The organism is Pseudogulbenkiania sp. FW507-F1 (genome assembly GCF_058781125.1).
In genome coordinates, this window is sequence record NZ_JBYSWM010000002.1 from 107,961 (window position 1) to 123,979 (window position 16,019).

15 protein-coding genes and 1 tRNA gene are annotated in these 16,019 nt (G+C 66.7%); 11 read left to right on the forward strand and 5 right to left on the reverse strand.

Annotation, left to right across the window (positions count from 1 at the left end; all coding sequences use genetic code 11):
* Nucleotides 1-5: 5 nt before the first annotated feature.
* Complete coding sequence (fliE, locus tag AC3WG5_RS02025; RefSeq protein ID WP_492567597.1) at nt 6-347, reverse strand: flagellar hook-basal body complex protein FliE; 342 nt, start codon at nt 345-347, stop codon at nt 6-8.
* A 255-nt stretch (nt 348-602) separates the two neighbouring features.
* Here fliE and AC3WG5_RS02030 point away from each other — a divergent pair, with 255 nt between their 5' ends.
* The 7 genes from AC3WG5_RS02030 to AC3WG5_RS02060 are packed head-to-tail and all read left to right on the forward strand — an operon-like array spanning nt 603 to nt 6,885.
* Nucleotides 603-1,478, forward strand: a complete 876-nt coding sequence (locus tag AC3WG5_RS02030) for a FliM/FliN family flagellar motor switch protein (protein ID WP_492567598.1) — start codon at nt 603-605, stop codon at nt 1,476-1,478.
* Nucleotides 1,479-1,481: 3 nt separating this feature from the next.
* Nucleotides 1,482-1,841: a flagellar motor switch protein FliN gene (fliN, locus tag AC3WG5_RS02035; RefSeq protein ID WP_482580740.1), complete on the forward strand. Its 360-nt coding sequence runs from the start codon at nt 1,482-1,484 to the stop codon at nt 1,839-1,841.
* On the forward strand, nt 1,838-2,596 hold the full coding sequence (gene fliP, locus AC3WG5_RS02040; RefSeq protein ID WP_492567599.1) for a flagellar type III secretion system pore protein FliP: 759 nt from the start codon (nt 1,838-1,840) through the stop codon (nt 2,594-2,596). Before fliN ends, fliP begins: the two co-directional genes overlap by 4 nt.
* A gap of 1 nt (nt 2,597) precedes the next feature.
* On the forward strand, nt 2,598-2,870 hold the full coding sequence (fliQ, locus tag AC3WG5_RS02045) for a flagellar biosynthesis protein FliQ (RefSeq protein ID WP_008954377.1): 273 nt from the start codon (nt 2,598-2,600) through the stop codon (nt 2,868-2,870).
* Nucleotides 2,871-2,883: 13 nt separating this feature from the next.
* On the forward strand, nt 2,884-3,663 hold the full coding sequence (gene fliR / locus AC3WG5_RS02050) for a flagellar biosynthetic protein FliR (RefSeq protein ID WP_492567600.1): 780 nt from the start codon (nt 2,884-2,886) through the stop codon (nt 3,661-3,663).
* Nucleotides 3,656-4,798 (forward strand): EscU/YscU/HrcU family type III secretion system export apparatus switch protein, encoded by a 1,143-nt coding sequence (locus AC3WG5_RS02055; RefSeq protein ID WP_492567601.1) that lies wholly within the window; start codon nt 3,656-3,658, stop codon nt 4,796-4,798. Before fliR ends, AC3WG5_RS02055 begins: the two co-directional genes overlap by 8 nt.
* Nucleotides 4,795-6,885: a flagellar biosynthesis protein FlhA gene (locus AC3WG5_RS02060; protein WP_492567602.1), complete on the forward strand. Its 2,091-nt coding sequence runs from the start codon at nt 4,795-4,797 to the stop codon at nt 6,883-6,885. The genes AC3WG5_RS02055 and AC3WG5_RS02060 overlap by 4 nt, the downstream gene beginning before the upstream one ends.
* A 147-nt stretch (nt 6,886-7,032) precedes the next feature.
* On the opposite strand, the gene AC3WG5_RS02065 is transcribed toward AC3WG5_RS02060, so the two are convergent.
* The 4 genes from AC3WG5_RS02065 to AC3WG5_RS02080 form a co-directional block, all read right to left on the reverse strand.
* Nucleotides 7,033-8,028: a hypothetical protein gene (locus AC3WG5_RS02065; RefSeq protein WP_492567603.1), complete on the reverse strand. Its 996-nt coding sequence runs from the start codon at nt 8,026-8,028 to the stop codon at nt 7,033-7,035.
* 138 nt (nt 8,029-8,166) lie between these two features.
* Nucleotides 8,167-8,997 (reverse strand): flagellin N-terminal helical domain-containing protein, encoded by an 831-nt coding sequence (locus tag AC3WG5_RS02070; RefSeq protein WP_008954372.1) that lies wholly within the window; start codon nt 8,995-8,997, stop codon nt 8,167-8,169.
* 460 nt (nt 8,998-9,457) lie between these two features.
* A tRNA-Asn gene (locus AC3WG5_RS02075) sits at nt 9,458-9,533 on the reverse strand.
* A gap of 80 nt (nt 9,534-9,613) precedes the next feature.
* A complete protein-coding gene (locus AC3WG5_RS02080) occupies nt 9,614-12,598 on the reverse strand; it encodes an Rne/Rng family ribonuclease (protein WP_492567604.1) in 2,985 nt (994 codons plus the stop codon).
* 527 nt (nt 12,599-13,125) lie between these two features.
* Between AC3WG5_RS02080 and rluC the strand changes: the two genes are divergently transcribed.
* Genes rluC through AC3WG5_RS02100 form a run of 4 tightly spaced genes read left to right on the forward strand, consistent with a single transcriptional unit; the run spans nt 13,126 to nt 16,003 of the window.
* The gene (gene rluC, locus AC3WG5_RS02085) at nt 13,126-14,067 is read left to right on the forward strand and encodes a 23S rRNA pseudouridine(955/2504/2580) synthase RluC (RefSeq protein WP_492567605.1); all 942 of its coding nucleotides are present in this window, start codon (nt 13,126-13,128) and stop codon (nt 14,065-14,067) included.
* The gene (locus tag AC3WG5_RS02090; RefSeq protein ID WP_492567606.1) at nt 14,051-14,710 is read left to right on the forward strand and encodes an HAD family hydrolase; all 660 of its coding nucleotides are present in this window, start codon (nt 14,051-14,053) and stop codon (nt 14,708-14,710) included. The genes rluC and AC3WG5_RS02090 overlap by 17 nt, the downstream gene beginning before the upstream one ends.
* Nucleotides 14,686-15,075, forward strand: coding sequence for a Rieske (2Fe-2S) protein (locus AC3WG5_RS02095; RefSeq protein ID WP_008954368.1), 390 nt, complete (start codon nt 14,686-14,688; stop codon nt 15,073-15,075). Before AC3WG5_RS02090 ends, AC3WG5_RS02095 begins: the two co-directional genes overlap by 25 nt.
* Nucleotides 15,065-16,003 (forward strand): S49 family peptidase, encoded by a 939-nt coding sequence (locus tag AC3WG5_RS02100; protein WP_482580730.1) that lies wholly within the window; start codon nt 15,065-15,067, stop codon nt 16,001-16,003. The genes AC3WG5_RS02095 and AC3WG5_RS02100 overlap by 11 nt, the downstream gene beginning before the upstream one ends.
* Nucleotides 16,004-16,019 lie beyond the last annotated feature (16 nt).

Sequence of the window (16,019 nt, forward strand, 5' to 3'; positions counted from 1 at the left end):
GCGCTTCAGATGGGCATCTTGATCAGGTCGTCGACGGCGCCGACCACCTTGTTACGGACCTGCATCAGCATCGAGAACGACAGGCTGGCCTCCTGGCTCAGCATCATCGCCCCGACCAGGTCGTCGCTCTTGCCGCTATCCACCTCGGCCATCTTGTCGTTGGCGGCGCGGGTCTGGGCGTCGACCTCGCGCACCGCCCCCTGCATCGCCTGCGAAAAGCTCGACGCCGCCGGCGCGGCGTCCAGTCCGGCCGGCTCGGTGGCGGCCGCCACCTTGGTCAGCCCCGACATGTCGCGGAGCAGTTGCGTCTGGTCGGCGTTGATCATCACGCCCAGGGATGGAGTCATGCGGAATTCCTTGCGGTACAGGGCCGTTGGCAGGGCCGGAACTGGCGGAGCCGAATCCGTATCTTCCCCAGCCTATCCTTGGCAAATTTCCGGGCAGTTTAAACTTTTACTTACTTATAAGCGCCGTGAATTTTCACAAGCGCTTATGTGAATTTTCACCTCCCAGTGTCACGGCCATTCAGTAAGATGCGCGATCATTTGTCCCGCCGTGGCGCGCCCGCCGCCGGCCGGCCCCGCAACCCGAACAGACCTGCCATGCCCAAGTCCAGAATCCTTCCTCCCGCCGACGGAGCCCGCTTAGCGGCGCTGGACCCGACCACGCTGGGACGCCCCTTCCATCTGCTGCCGGTGTTCCTGCGGCTGGTGGAACAGGAACTGGCCGACTTCGTCGCGCACGAGCTCAACGCCCGTTACCGCGCCCAGTTCCAGTTCAAGGGCGTGCAGGCCGGCCAGGCCGACCTCGACCCCGAGCGCCGCACCTGGCACCGCCTCGACGGTGCCGGCATCGGCGTCAACGTGGCGCGCCCGCTGCTGCTGCGCATCCTCGACTACCGCTACGGCGGACGCGCCAGCCCGGCGCTGCCCGCCACCCAGCCACCGCGCGAAACCGAAACCGAACGGCGCCTGGCGCGCATGCTGGGCGAGCGCCTCACCGCGCGCCTGGTGCAGGCGGTACGGCGCCTCGCGCGCCGCCCGCTGCCCACGCTCAAGGCCCCCCCGGCGGTGGAGACCCTGCCCTTCCCCCCCGGCGACGCGCCGGCCTGGCACATGCAGCTGACGCTGGGCGAAGCCGGCAGCGGCGGCGCGAGCCAGATCGGCCTGGCGCTGGACGCGGCGGTGTTCGCCCAGGTGCTGCGCCAGCTGTCGCTGCAGGCGGCGCTGCCGGGCCCGGCCGCGGGCAAGACGCTGGCGCGGCCGTTTGCCGAACAACTGTCGATCCGGCTGTCGGCGCGCCTCATGGAAAAGCGCCTGACGCTGGGCGAAATCCTCGACCTCCGGGTCGGCTCGGTGCTGCCGGTCAGCCTGCAGCAGCAGGCCGACGTCTACATCGGCCGCACCCGGGTATTCACCGCCGCGGTGGCCGAAAGCCACGGCAAGCTGTGCCTGACCTCATTCGACGATGCGGAGTAAGCAATGGAACTGAACGACGATTTCGACCTGGACGGCATGCTGAAGGATATCGATGCCGCGCCAGCGGACCACGCCCCCGCCAGCGCGGCGCCGGCCCGCCCGGCACGCGACATGAGCCACTTCCTGCGCAAGATTCCGGTCACGCTGACGCTGGAAGTCGGCAGCGCCGACATCTCGCTGGCCGACCTGGTGAACATCGGCCAGGGCTCGGTGCTGGAACTCGACAAGCTGGCCGGCGAGCCGCTCGACATCAAGGTCAACGGCTCGGTGATCGGCCGCGCCGAAGTGGTGGTGGCGGGCGACAACTACGGCCTGCGCGTGGTCGAACTCAACGACCTCGACCTCGACACCCTGGCGCCATGATCCCCCCGCGACACCGCCTGCCGCGCCTCGCGCTGAGCGCCACCCTGCTGCTGGCGACGGCGCCGGCCTGGGCCGCCGACACGCTCAAGCTGCTGTCCGCCAACGCCGGCGGCACCCCGGTCGACTTCACGGTCAAGACCCAGATCCTGATCATCATGACCCTGCTCGGGCTGTTGCCCGTGCTGATGCTGATGATGACCAGCTTCACCCGCTTCGTGATCGTGCTGTCGCTGCTGCGGCAGGCGCTCGGCCTGCAGCAGGGCCTGCCCAACCGCCTGGTGACCGGCGTGGCGCTGATCCTGACGTTGTTGGTGATGCGCCCGGTCGGGCTGGAGGTGTGGAACAAGGCGATGCTGCCGTTCGACCAGGACAAGATCACCATGCAGCAGGCGCTGGACGTGGCGCAGCAGCCGATCTCGCGCTTCATGCTGGCACAGACCAGCAAGGCGGCGCTGGCGCAGGTGGCCAAGCTGTCCGGCGAGGAGAACGTGGCGCGGCCGCAGGACCACGCCTTCGCCGTCAAGCTCGCCGCCTTCGTGCTGTCCGAACTGAAAACCGCGTTCCAGATCGGCTGCATGCTGTTCATCCCTTTCCTGGTGATCGACCTGGTGGTGTCCAGCGTGCTGATGGCGATGGGCATGATGATGCTGTCGCCGCTGGTGATCTCGCTGCCGCTCAAGCTGTTGATGTTCGTGCTGGTAGACGGCTGGTCGCTCACCGTCAACACCCTCGTCACCTCGATCCAGGCCTACTGACATGCTCACCCCCGATATCGCGGTCGACCTCGTCAACGACAGCCTGCGCGTAGTGGTCACCCTGGTGGTGCTGCTGGTGCTGCCCAGCCTGATCGTCGGCGTCGTGGTCAGCCTGATCCAGGCCGCTACCCAGATCAACGAGCAGACGCTGTCCTTCCTGCCGCGCCTCCTCATCACGCTGGGCACCATCGCGCTCGCCGGGCACTGGATGACCGGCCTCTTGATGGACTTCTGCATCGACATGTTCCACCGCGCCGCCACGCTGGTGGGATGACGGGCGCGCCGCCATGACCGGCCTGTTCGCCGACCTGATCCAGCTGCTGCCGGCCCTGTGGTGGCCGTTCTGCCGCTTCCTCGCCGCGCTCGCCGTCGCCCCGCTCAGCGGCGAAGGCATGACGCCGGCGCGCGTGCGCATCGGCGCCGCGCTGGCGCTGGCGGTGGCGTCGCTGCCGGCGCTGCGCGGCATGCCGGCGATCGACCCGTTCTCGCTCTACGGCATCGCCGTCACCGTCGAGCAGGCCATCATCGGCCTGATCTTCGGCCTCGCGTTCCAGCTGGTGATGGCGGTGTTGTCGCTGCTGGGTTTCCTGGTGTCGTCGCAGATGGGGCTGTCGATGGCGGTGATGAACGACCCCGGCAACGGCAACTCCTCCGACGTCGTCTCCACCCTGCTCTACCTGTTGGGCGCCATGGTGTTCTTCGCCGTGGACGGCCACCTGGTACTGATCCAGGTGGTGTACACCAGCTTCAAGGCCTGGCCGGTCGGCAGCGGCATCGATGCGCTGTCGCTACAGACCCTCGCCAACAGCGTCGGCTGGGTGCTGGCGGCGGCCATCCTGCTGGCGCTGCCGGCGGTGTTCGCCACCTTCGTGGTGCAGATCGGCTTCGGCCTGATCAACCGCGTCGCCCCCGCCCTCAACCTGTTCTCGCTGGGCTTCCCGGTGGTGACGCTGTTCGGGCTCGGCACCCTGGGGCTGATCGTGCGCTTCGTGCCGGAGCAGTACCTGCGCCTGTCCGGACAGCTGCTGCAGATGCTCGACGGCATGCTGGGACACGGCCATGGCTGAGACGCGCGGCGGCGACAAGACCGAAAAGGCCACTCCACACAAACTGCGCCAGGCGCGCCAGCAGGGCCAGGTGGCGCGCTCGCGCGACATGGCGAGCGCCATCGGCCTGCTCATCGCACTCAAGCTCGCTTTCCTGTCGATGCCGGGCTGGCTGGACGACTTCCGCCGCCTGTTCGCGCTGTCGTTCGCCACGCTGTCGGGCCAGGGCGCCTTGGGCAACACCTGGTCGATGCTGTTCTCCGGCACGCTGACGCTGCTGGTCAAGATGATCCTGCCGCTCGCGGTGATTCCGCTCTTGGTGGCGACGGTGTCGCTGTTTCCGGGGGGCTGGGTCTTCGCCGCCCGCCACTTCCAGCCCCGCCTCGACCGCCTCAACCCGCTCGCCCACTTCGGCCGCATCGCCTCGCCGCAGCACGCCAGCGACATCGCCAAGTCCATCGTCAAGGCGCTGGTGCTGGGCGCGGTGCTGTACCACGTCAGCCGCGGCGCGGCGCAGGATTTCTTCGCGCTGCAGGGCGTGCCGCTCGACGAGGCGCTGAGCCGCGCCGCCAGCCTGCTGATGGACGCGCTGCTGGCGCTGACCGCGGTGTTCATCGCCTTCGCGCTGATCGACCTGCCGCTGCAGACCCTGCTGTTCCTGCGCCAGCAGCGCATGAGCAAGCAGGAGATCAAGGACGAGTACAAAACCACCGAAGGCCGCCCCGAGATCAAGCAGCGCGTGCGCCAGCTGCAGCTGCAGATGGCGCAGCGCGGCGTGCGCAAGTCGGTGCCGACCGCCGACGTGGTGATCGTCAACCCCAGCCACTACGCCGTGGCCCTCAAATACGACGAAGACCGCGCCGAGGCGCCGTTCATCATCGCCAAGGGCATCGACGAGATGGCGCTCTATATCCGCCAGGTGGCGGCCGAGCACGCGGTGGAGGTCTTGCCGATCCCGCCCCTGGCGCGCGCCGTCTACCACACCACCCAGGTCAACCAGCAGATTCCCGCCCCGCTCTACCGGGCGGTGGCGCAGGTGCTGACCTATGTTCTGCAACTGAAGGCGTTCCGCGCGGGTTCGCGGCATAGCCGGCCGGAATTGCCGGTCGAGCTGCCGGTCCCGCACGAGTTGGCCGAACCCCGAAATCCAGCATGAAGTCACTGTCCCGCCTGTTCGCCGAAATCGCCCGCCACAAGGTGGCCGCGCCGCTCTACCTGCTCGCCATCCTGGCGATGGTGATCCTGCCCTTGCCGCCGTTGATGCTGGACGTCCTGTTCACCTTCAACATCGTGCTGGCGATCATCGTCATCCTGGTCAGCGTGTCGGCCAGGCGGCCGCTGGATTTCTCGGTGTTCCCCACCATCATCCTCGCCACCACGCTGATGCGCCTCACGCTCAACGTCGCCTCCACGCGCGTGGTGCTGCTCAACGGCCACCAGGGCACGGCGGCGGCGGGCCGGGTGATCGAGGCCTTCGGCCACGTGGTGATCGGCGGCAACTTCGTGGTCGGCCTGGTGGTGTTCGTGATCCTGATGATCATCAACTTCGTGGTGGTGACCAAGGGCGCCGAGCGCATCTCGGAGGTGTCCGCGCGCTTCACGCTGGACGCCCTGCCCGGCAAGCAGATGGCGATCGACGCCGACCTCAACGCAGGCGTGATCAATCAGGAAGCCGCGCAGCAGCGCCGCCGCGACATCGCCACCGAGGCCGACTTCTACGGCGCCATGGACGGCGCCTCCAAGTTCGTGCGCGGCGACGCCATCGCCGGCATCCTGATCCTGATCATCAACCTGTTCGGCGGCGTGGCGATCGGCGCTCTGATGCACGACATGGGCTTCGCCGACGCCTTCCGCCAGTACGCGCTGATGACCATCGGCGACGGCCTGGTGGCGCAGATCCCGGCGCTGTTGCTGTCGTCGGCCGCTGCCATCATCGTCACCCGCGTCAGCGACTCCGGCGACATGCAGGAGCAGGTCGGCTCGCAGCTGTTGGCCTCGCCCACGGTGCTGCTGTCCGCCGCCGGCATGATGTTCGTGCTGGCCATCATCCCCGGCATGCCCTGGCCGACCTTCCTCGCCTTCGCCGCCCTGCTCGCCTTCGTCGGCTGGCGCCTGCGCCGCGCGGGCGAGCATGCCCCGGCCGAGGCCGACCCGGCCAAGGTCCACCAGGCGCTGCTGGCCGACGGCGAAATCGAGCTGGAATGGAACGCCCTGCCCTACGTCGAGGTGCTGTCGCTGACGCTGGGCTACAAGCTGGTCGGGCTGATCGACAAGGCGCAGGGCGCGCCGCTCAGCAAGCGCGTCAAGGGCGTGCGCCAGACCCTGAGCGAGAGCATGGGCGTCCTGTTGCCGGCGGTGACGGTGCGCGACGACCTGCGCCTCAAGCCCTCGCAGTACGCCATCGCCATCAACGGGGCGACGTTGGCCGAAGCCGAGGTCTACGCCGACCGCCTGATGGCCATTCCCTCGCCCGAGGTGTACGGCCAGCTCGACGGCCTCCCCGGCATCGACCCGGCCTACGCCATGCCGGTGACCTGGATCGCGCCGGACGACAAGGCGCGCGCGCTGGGGCTGGGCTACCAGGTGGTGGACTGCCCCAGCGTGATCGCCACCCACCTCAACAAGGTGATGCGCGAAAACCTGGCCGAGCTGTTCCGCCACGACGACGTCGCCGCGCTGGGCGAGCGGCTGTCGGCGCTGGCCCCCAAGCTCTCCCAGGCACTGACCCAGGCGCTGGGGCCCAGCCAGCAACTCAAGGTCTTCCGCGCCCTATTGACCGACACCGTGTCGCTCAAGGACATCGTGCCGATCGCCACCACCCTGGTCGAAGCCGCCGACACCAGCAAGGACCCGATCATGCTGGCCGCCGAGGTGCGCAGTGCGCTCAAGCGCCAGATCGTGCAGGGCATCCTGGGGCCGCGCGGCGAGATGAAGGCGTTCAACCTCACCGCCGAGCTGGAAAACCTGCTGCTGGGCGCACTGTCGCAGGCGCAGCAGACCGGCAAGCCGGCGCTCGACAGCTTCCCGATCGACCCCAACGTGCTGCAGCAGCTGCAGGTCAACATGCCGATCATCCGTGACCAGATGAAACAACACGCCACCGCGCCGATCCTCTTGGTGATGCCGCAGATCCGCCCGCTCCTGGCGCGCTACGGCCGGCTGTTCGCCCCCGGTCTCAACGTGCTGTCCTACAACGAAGTACCGGAAAACCGCGAAGTCAGCCTGATCGGCACGCTGGGCTGAACGGTACGGAGGGGAAGACACGCAGGATGGAGGCTAAAACGTTAGAGGGTGCAGCGCAGCACAGCCCCACGCGCGCCTCCCGACAAGCAGACAGCAGCGAACTAGCCTCCCCCACAGAAACATAGGCTGGGTGCAGCACATCGCCCCCTAAACCAGCCCGGCCGGCGTGCCGCCCTGCACCGATTCCGGCGGCGGGCAGAGCAACAACATCACTTCCGCCGCCACAGCAAACAGCGCCAGCGACACCCGCCTCGCCTCGAGCAGGCTGACGCCGTGGCGCCCCAGCGCCAGCCCCGGCAGTACATCCCGTTCGCCGATATGGCAGGCGACAAGATGCAGCCCGGTACGCTCCACCGCCTGGCGAATCGGCTCGCGCCACGCCGCCAGCCACCGGCAGCCCGCGGCAGACGCCACCAACACCAGAACCACGCCCGCTGGCTGTAGACGCAGCCGCAGCCGCATCCAGCCGAGCTCCGGCAAGGTCGCCTCCAGCAGCAGATCCAGCGTGTCGTCGTCCGACGCCTCGTCCTGCCCCGGCACGGCGTCTTCCACGCTCAAGGCCAGCGCCGGCCCGCCCCACAACCACAACGGCAGGCTCAGCGGCAACGGGGCTTCGGCCAACGTTTGCCCCCGCAACCCGGCCAGCGCCAGTTGCGGCGCGGCCAGCAGCAAGGCGCCGGACAGATGGCTGCCGCCTTCCTGCCGGAAGCGCGCCGCGCTGACGGCCAGCTTGCCCAGCAAGGCCTCACGCCAATCGCCCCCCAACTTCGCCGCATCCGGACGCTCGGGGGTCAGCCGTGGCCAGCTCGCCTGATCCCTCTGCCAGGCCGGCGCCGCAGCGCCCTCCTCCGGTGTCGCGGCAACCCCTGGGGGGGCATCCAGCCACACCAGTTCCAGGCGTGGCGTCACCGCGCGCACCAGCAAGCGCAACTCGCTGCCCGGCGGCGGAACCTCTCCGGGCAACGGCCACGCCGGCAGCAGCCATGTCACGTCCGCCCCCTGCAGCTCCAGCGCGCCGTCGCTCCGCCGCGCAGCGAGGGTCAGCCGCAGCTCCTCGCCGGCCACCGGCAAGCGTCCGCTCTCGGCGGCGGTACTGCGCCTCACCGCTGCCACTGGCGACAGCGCCGCAATACGTTCCACCATCGGTCAACCCCAATGAAAAAGGCCAGCCGCACAAAAGCGGCTGGCCTGGATACCGTGGGAAGGGAGGAGCGTCGTGAAACCCATCGCACGCTCCCGACGGGGCAAGGCCGCTCTGGCCCTCCCCATCCTCCCTGCACCTTACTGCATCAGCGACATGGCCAGCTGGCCGATGGTGCCGCTCTGCTTCAGCATGCCGGTGCCGGCCTGCATCAGCATCTGCTTGGTGGTCATCGACGCGGTCTCGGCAGCGTAGTCGGTGTCCATGATGCGGCCCTTGGCGATCTGGGTGTTGTTGTTGACGTTGGACAGGTTGTTGTAGACATGGTCCAGACGGTTGGCGCCGGCACCGATGGCCGAACGCACCGTGCCCAGGTCATTCAGCGCGGTCTCGGCCAGGGTGATCGCGGCGTTGGCACCGGTGGTCAGGTCGCCGGCCTGCAGCGCGGCCATCGACGTGGCGAAGGTGCCCATCTGAGTGGAGGCATCGAAGGCGTAGGTTTCGCTGGCGGAGGAACCGATCTGGAAGGTGACCGGGCCGGTGCCCAGCTTGCCGCCAGCCAGCAAGGCGGTGCCGCCGAACTTGGTGTTGCTCATGATGTTGGTCAGTTCGTTGCCCAACTGAGCGAATTCGGCCTGGGCCGCGGTCTGGTCGGCGGCGCTGGCGGTGCCGTTGGCCGCTTCGGTGGCGAGGTCCTTCATGCGCAGCATGATGTTGGACACTTCACCCAAGGCGCCATCGGCGGTCTGCAGCATGCTGATGCCGTTCTGGGCGTTCTTCATCGCCACGGTCATGCCACGGCTCTGCGCGTCCAGGCGGGTGGCGATCTGCAGGCCGGCGGCGTCGTCCATGGCCGAGTTGATGCGGAAGCCGGTACCCAGGCGGGTCATCGCGGTGGTCAGGGCGCTCTGGCTGGCGTTCAGGTTGCTCTTGGTGAACAGGGCGGCGGCGTTGGTTTGCAGGCTCAGCATGGTTTAGTGCTCCTTTTGGGCTAATCGGGACCGGCGTCATCGCCGTCACCAGTACAAAGCGACCAAACCAGCGAGCACATTAAACCTCGGTGAGTGTGAAAAATCACACCCCCGCCAACACACCGCGGCGCCGCTTCCCGATGCCACCACCCAAACCCAAGCCACCAGGCCCTATCCGGAACCAGGCACGGCGGTCCTCACCCAGAAGAGTCAAGACCAGGTGACGCCATCCGAAAACCCAAACGGGCAGGCGCCCCCTCCCCGGATCGGCAGCAAGCGCCGGGCAACGCCGGCAAAACGATGGAAAGGAGAGAGTCGTGCCCGCAGTACATGGCAACGCCATATGGCACCGCCGGCGACGCCATGCCGACGCCGGCGCGGCGGTTAGCACGTAAGACAATAGTGAAGGGACAAAAACAAAAGGACGCCGGCTTTGCAGACGGCGTCCTTGGAAATACTTTGGCTCCCCGAGCAGGGCTCGAACCTGCGACCTGCGGATTAACAGTCCGTCGCTCTACCAACTGAGCTATCAGGGAACATCTGAAGAGGGAAGAATCATAAACAAAACTCTCCCCTTCGTCAACACCGTCGAGTCACCTCGACGATTTTTTCTACCTCAGTGCCGGGTCTCCACCTGCACCAGCTCCACCGGGGCGCCGGACTCGAGCGACTCGCGCACCGCTTCACGACGGCGCACCCCCGTCACCACCGGCTCGACCAGCGGCTGAGGCTGCGCCTCGGCCGTCGGCTTGGTGCTGACCATCACCAGACCACCCAGGTCGATCGCTGCAGGCGCAGCAGCGACAACCGGAGCGGCCGTCTCCACCGCGACGGCAACGACCTCGGCCACCGGCTCCTGGCTCGACGGTGCCGCAACCGGCTCCGCCGCTACCTCGGCCACCGCTTCGGCAGGCGCTTCGACGACCTGGACCGGCTCGACCGCCACGGCAGGCGTCACCACCTCCGCCGCGACCACCTCCTCAACCGCCGCGACGACGACCGGCGCCGCCACTTCAGGTTCGGCGACTTCGGCCACCTCCGGCTGTACCGGTTCGGCGACCGGCGCTTCCGCTACCGTCGGTTCGACCACTGCCACGGGCGCCTCGACAACCGCCTCTGCGGCAACCGCTTCCACCGCCACCTCGGTCGCGGCTTCGGCAGCGACAACCACCGGTTCGGCCACTTGCGGGGCCTCGGCAACCTGAACCGCTTCCGTCACGGCCGCCTCGGTGGGCGCGACGGCTTCCGCCACGACCTCGCCCTCGGCCTCGGTCGGTTGCTGCAGGGTGCCGTCACGCTGTGCCTCGATGCCTTCACGACGGTTACGGTCGCGACGGCCACGACGGCGACGACGCTCACCGCGCTCCGCGGTCTCGCCGCCCTCCTCGGCAACCGCCGGCACCATCTCGGCCGACTTCACTTCCTCCAGATTAGCCTGCTCGACCGGCTCCTTGACCTGCTCCACTTCGCTGGCCTGCGGGGTCGGGCGACGACGCGGTTCCTGCTGACGCGGCGACTGCGGCGCCTTGTCCTCGGCAGCCTGCGGCTGCGGACGCGGGGTATCGCGTGCCTCACGCGGTTCGCGCGGTTCACGACGCTCTCCGCGTTCGGCGCGTTCGCCTCGCTCGGCACGCTCGCGGCGCGGTGCACGCTCCTGACGCGCTTGCTGCTCCTGGCCAGCCTCGCCACGCGCCTCGGCCGGCGCGGCCGGACGGCGACGATCTTCCTGCTGCGCACCACCCTGGCGGCGCTCGTCACGGTCACGACGCACCTGGTTGCCATGACGGCGATCGCCCTGGCGGGAACGCGGGTTGCGCTGTTCGCGCACCGGCTCCTTCTTGACTTCCACCGGCGCCGGCTTGGCCGGCTCTGCCGGTGCCAGCACCGACTTGAACCAGCCCACCAAGCGTTCGATCAGACCCGCGCTCTGCACCGGCGCGGCGGCAGCGACAACCGGTTGCTCGACCGGGGCCGCCGGGGCGGCCACTTCCGGAGCCGGCTGCAACGGGGTAATCCCCTTGACCGCGGCTTCCTGACGTTCGATCTTGGGCTTGGCCTGGCCGAAGTTGGCGGTGCCTTCTTCTTCCTGGATTTCGACACGGCTGTAGCTCGGCAGATCGCCCAGTTCGCTCATGTCGTCGTGGCGCACGCGCACGATCTTGTAATGCGGGGTTTCGAGATGGATGTTCGGGATCAGCACCACGCTGACATCGAGGCGCTCTTCGATCGAATAGATTTCGGCGCGCTTCTCGTTGAGCAGGAAGGTAGCGACGTCCACCGGTACCTGGGCATGCACCGCACCGGTGTTCTCCTTCATCGCCTCTTCCTGGATGATGCGCAGGATGTGCAGCGCGGAGGACTCGGTGCCGCGGATGAAGCCGATGCCGTGGCAACGCGGGCACGGCTCGTGGCTGGTCTCGCCGAGGCTCGGCTGCAGGCGCTGACGCGACAATTCCAGAAGGCCGAAGCGCGACAGCTTGCCCATCTGCACGCGGGCGCGGTCGTGCTTGAGCACGTCGCGCAAGCGGTTTTCCACCTCGCGCTGGTTCTTCTGGATCTCCATGTCGATGAAGTCGATCACGATCAGACCGCCCAGGTCGCGCAGGCGCAGCTGGCGGGCGATTTCCTCGGCCGCCTCCAGGTTGGTCTTGAGCGCCGTCTCCTCAATGTCCGCGCCCTTGGTGGCGCGCGCCGAGTTGACGTCCACCGACACCAGCGCCTCGGTATGGTCGATCACGATGGCGCCGCCGGACGGCAGCTGCACGCTGCGCGAGAAGGCGGTTTCGATCTGGTGTTCGATCTGGAAGCGCGAGAACAGCGGCACCGGGTCCTGGTACAGCTTGACCCGGTTGATGGTGTTCGGCATCACGTGCGCCATGAACTGGCGCGCCTGCTCGTGGATCTCCTCGGTATCGATGAGGATTTCGCCGATGTCCGGCTGGTAGTAGTCGCGGATGGCGCGAATCACCAGGCTGCCTTCCTGCAGGATCAGCAGCGGACCGCTCTGGGCGCCGGCGGCGCCTTCGATGGCGCGCCACAGTTGCAGCAGGTAATTGAGGTCCCACTGCAGCTCTTCGAAGGTACGGCCGATGCCGGCGGTGCGCGCGATCAGGCTCATCCCCTGCGGCACTTCCAGCTGCGCCAGCAGATCCTTCAGTTCCTGCCGCTCCTCGCCCTCGATGCGACGCGAAACGCCGCCGCCACGCGGGTTGTTGGGCATCAATACCAGATAACGACCGGCTAGGCTGATGTAGGTCGTCAAGGCCGCGCCCTTGTTGCCGCGCTCGTCCTTCTCGACCTGCACCATCACTTCCATGCCTTCACGCAGCACGTCCTGAATGCGCGGACGGCCACCTTCGTAGTTCTGGAAATAGGAACGGGAGACTTCTTTGAAGGGCAGGAAACCGTGACGGTCGGTGCCGTAATCGACGAAGCAGGCCTCGAGCGAAGGCTCGATGCGGGTGATCACACCTTTGTAGATGTTCCCCTTGCGCTGTTCTTTCCCGACCGTTTCGATATCCAGATCGATGAGCTTCTGCCCATCGACAATGGCAACGCGCAGCTCTTCGGCTTGCGTTGCGTTAAACAGCATACGTTTCATGTATACGTTCCCTGCGCGGCACTCACGCAAGGACGCAGCCAGTATTTGACGGCCCAGTGGCTAGAAATGGGCGCTTTCCGAAAGAAGTAGTGGTCTAAAGAGCATGAAAAACGGATTTAACAAGCCGACTTCCTGATTTTCTCTCACACGAACGACGCCCGCGCATGCATTGTCATACAGTGGGTACGGTCGGCATCCTTGGCATTGGCTTCTGGGATGTCGCCGGGCAGGGGCGCTCGTGCCGGGTCAAACTTTGCTGCGGGATTCCCTGACTGGCTTTGCATCAGGGAATGGAATGCTCGTGAGTGCGTTATGCGATCAAATGCATTACCATCGCTACTTTTCGGTGAGCGACTTAACCTTTGGCTGCGGCCGGTTCATCCGGCGTCAGGTCAGGGGAACACCCTGCCGGCCGAACTCTTTCCCCGCAGCAGCGTCATCAGGCGCTAAACCCATGACCCTTGCTTCCGGATTCGCCAGCGATGCGTTGCAAAATAACGTGTCGAGGCGCAAGAAGTATAAGCAATATGACTGATATTCGCAAAGACTCTGTAACCTTCTACACGGTGGGCGAGGCCGAGTCCGGCCAGCGCATCGACAATTTCCTGGTTCGCCTGCTCAAGGGCGTGCCGAAGAGCCATATTTACCGCATCCTGCGCTCCGGCGAAGTGCGCGTGAACAAGGGCCGCATCGATGCGGCCTACCGTTTGCAGGCCGACGACCAGATCCGCCTCCCCCCGGTGCGCGTGGCGGAACGGCAGGAGAACGACGCTCCGGCCACGACCTTCCCCGTGATCTACGAAGACAACGCCCTGCTGGTCATCGACAAGCCGGCCGGCATCGCGGTGCACGGCGGCAGCGGCGTCTCGTTCGGCGTCATCGAACAGTTGCGCAAGGCCTACCCGGAGTACCGTTTCCTCGAGTTGGTGCACCGGCTCGACCGCGAGACCTCGGGCCTCCTGATGCTGGCCAAGAAGCGCTCGGCCCTGCTCAAGCTGCACGACATGATGCGTTCGAGCACGCCGGACAAGCGCTACCTGGCGCTGGGCGTGGGACGCTGGCAGGACGACAAGCACGTCAAGCTGCCGCTCTTCAAGTTCACCAACGCCGAGGGCGAGCGTCGCGTGCGCGTCGCCGACAACGGCCAGAGCGCCCATACCATTTTCAAGGTGCAGGAACGCTTTGCCGACTTCACCTTGGTCGAGGCGCGCCTGCGCACCGGCCGCACGCACCAGATCCGGGTGCACATGGCGGCCAGCGGCCACCCCATCGCCGGCGACGACAAGTACGGCGACGCGGCACTCAACCGCGAACTGGGCCGGCGCGGCCTGCGCCGCATGTTCCTGCATGCCGCCTCGCTCTCGCTGCCGCACCCGCTGACCGGCGAGCCGCTCAGCTTTCAGGCCCCGCTTCCGCCCGAACTCGCCCGCTTCCTCGACAGTCTGAGGCCGCATGAACAAAACGTTTGATCTGATCGTCTTCGATTGGGACGGCACCCTGATGGACTCGACCGCCCACATCGCCACCTCGATCCAGAAGGCCTGCGCCGATCTGGGCTTGCCGGTGCCGGACCGCAGCGCCGCCAGCCATGTCATCGGCCTGGGCCTGGGGGATGCCTTGCGTCACGTCTGCCCCAGCCTGCCGGAGGAGCGCTTCGAGGACATGGTGGACGCCTATCGGCAGCATTACCTGAACGGTGACGCTACGATAGAATTGTTCGAGCATGTGCAGGAAGGGTTGGCCGAACTGCAGCAGAGCGGGCTCTTCCTCGCCGTGGCCACAGGCAAAAGCCGCAAGGGCCTCGACCGGGCACTGTCCGAAACCGGGTTGGGCACGCTGTTTCATGCCAGCCGCACGGCGGACGAGTGCCACTCCAAGCCCCATCCGGCCATGCTGCTGGAACTGACCGACGAGCTCGGCGTCGCCCCCGGACGCACCCTGATGGTGGGCGACACCACGCACGACCTCTTGATGGCGCAAAACGCTGGTACCCACAAGGTCGGCATGAGCTACGGAGCCCATCCGGTTTCCGCGCTATGGGAGTGCCAGCCGCTGGCCCTGTTCGACGATTTCCGGAGCCTGCTGCAATGGCTGAAACCGCAAATCGGCTGATCTGCGCCTCCGCCGACTTGGCCGACAGCGGTAAGGCGGTACGCTTCGAGACCACCGACGCCAACGGCCAGCCGGTCAGCGCGCTGGTCTTTCGCTACCAGGGCCGGGTTTTCGCTTACCATAACAGCTGTCGTCATATTCCGGTCGAGCTCGACCTCACCGATGGCGAGGTCTTCGACCTGACCGGGCATTACCTGGTATGCAGCATGCACGGCGCGCTTTATCTGCCGGACAGCGGCCTGTGTGTCGGCGGCCCCTGCCGCGGCCAGCGCCTGACCCCCATCAACGTCAGCGAGCAGGACGGCCAGGTGTTTTGTGTAACCGCCGCCGCACGCGGCGACACGGAGAAAAACGGTGAACGATAACCCGCAATGGGAACGCCAGCTGCTGGAAAAGCTGGCCATGGCCTCGCTGGTGGAACAGCGCCGCACCCGCCAGTGGAAAATCTTTTTCCGGCTAGCCTGGCTCGTCATCATCGGCGCCGCGGTTTTCGGCCTGTTCTACACCAAGGACGAGGTGCCGGGCGAGCGGCTGATCGGCGACGGCCACACCGCCACGCTGCAGCTCAAAGGCGTCATCGACAGCGACAACGATACCGCCGAGAAGCTGATCACCGGCCTGAACGACGCCTACCGCGACAAGAACACCCGCGGCATCATCATCCAGGCCAACAGCCCGGGCGGCAGCCCGGTGCTGTCGGGCATGGTCTACGACGAAATCCGCCGCCAGAAGAAACTGCATCCGGCGATCCCGCTCTACGTCGTGGTCGAGGAAGTGTGCGCTTCCGGCTGCTACTACATCGCCGCTGCCGCGGACAAGATTTTCGTCGACAAGGCCAGCATCATCGGCTCGATCGGCGTTTTGTCGGACGGTTTCGGCTTTACCGGGGTGATGGAGAAACTGGGGGTCGAGCGCCGCTTGAGGACCTCAGGGGAAAACAAGGCGATGGGCGACCCGTTCTCGCCGCTCAACCCCAAGCAGGAAGCCATTCGCCAGCAATTGCTGGATGACATCCACCAGCAATTCATCTCGGCGGTGAAGGACGGGCGCGGCGCCCGCCTGCACAACGACCCAGAGCTGTTCAGTGGCCTGATCTGGCTGGGGACCAAGAGCATCCCGCTGGGCCTGGCCGACGGCTACGGCACGGTGCACAGCGTGGCGCGCGACGTCATCAAGTCTGAAAAGACCGTCGACTACACCCCGGAGGACACCTTCCCCAGCCGTTTCGCGCGCCGCCTGGGCGTCGAGTTCAGCAGCGGGGTCAAGGGCCTGTTCGACCCCCGCTTTTTCTGATTTCTGAGCAAACGGA

Excerpts from the sequence above, each read along its gene's own strand:
- fliE (WP_492567597.1), bottom strand. The coding sequence starts at position 347 with ATGACTCCATCCCTGGGCGTGATGATCAACGCCGACCAGACGCAACTG.
- AC3WG5_RS02030 (WP_492567598.1), top strand. The coding sequence starts at position 603 with ATGCCCAAGTCCAGAATCCTTCCTCCCGCCGACGGAGCCCGCTTAGCG.
- fliN (WP_482580740.1), top strand. The coding sequence starts at position 1,482 with ATGGAACTGAACGACGATTTCGACCTGGACGGCATGCTGAAGGATATC.
- fliP (WP_492567599.1), top strand. The coding sequence starts at position 1,838 with ATGATCCCCCCGCGACACCGCCTGCCGCGCCTCGCGCTGAGCGCCACC.
- fliQ (WP_008954377.1), top strand. The coding sequence starts at position 2,598 with ATGCTCACCCCCGATATCGCGGTCGACCTCGTCAACGACAGCCTGCGC.
- fliR (WP_492567600.1), top strand. The coding sequence starts at position 2,884 with ATGACCGGCCTGTTCGCCGACCTGATCCAGCTGCTGCCGGCCCTGTGG.
- AC3WG5_RS02055 (WP_492567601.1), top strand. The coding sequence starts at position 3,656 with ATGGCTGAGACGCGCGGCGGCGACAAGACCGAAAAGGCCACTCCACAC.
- AC3WG5_RS02060 (WP_492567602.1), top strand. The coding sequence starts at position 4,795 with ATGAAGTCACTGTCCCGCCTGTTCGCCGAAATCGCCCGCCACAAGGTG.
- AC3WG5_RS02065 (WP_492567603.1), bottom strand. The coding sequence starts at position 8,028 with ATGGTGGAACGTATTGCGGCGCTGTCGCCAGTGGCAGCGGTGAGGCGC.
- AC3WG5_RS02070 (WP_008954372.1), bottom strand. The coding sequence starts at position 8,997 with ATGCTGAGCCTGCAAACCAACGCCGCCGCCCTGTTCACCAAGAGCAAC.
- AC3WG5_RS02080 (WP_492567604.1), bottom strand. The coding sequence starts at position 12,598 with ATGAAACGTATGCTGTTTAACGCAACGCAAGCCGAAGAGCTGCGCGTT.
- rluC (WP_492567605.1), top strand. The coding sequence starts at position 13,126 with ATGACTGATATTCGCAAAGACTCTGTAACCTTCTACACGGTGGGCGAG.
- AC3WG5_RS02090 (WP_492567606.1), top strand. The coding sequence starts at position 14,051 with ATGAACAAAACGTTTGATCTGATCGTCTTCGATTGGGACGGCACCCTG.
- AC3WG5_RS02095 (WP_008954368.1), top strand. The coding sequence starts at position 14,686 with ATGGCTGAAACCGCAAATCGGCTGATCTGCGCCTCCGCCGACTTGGCC.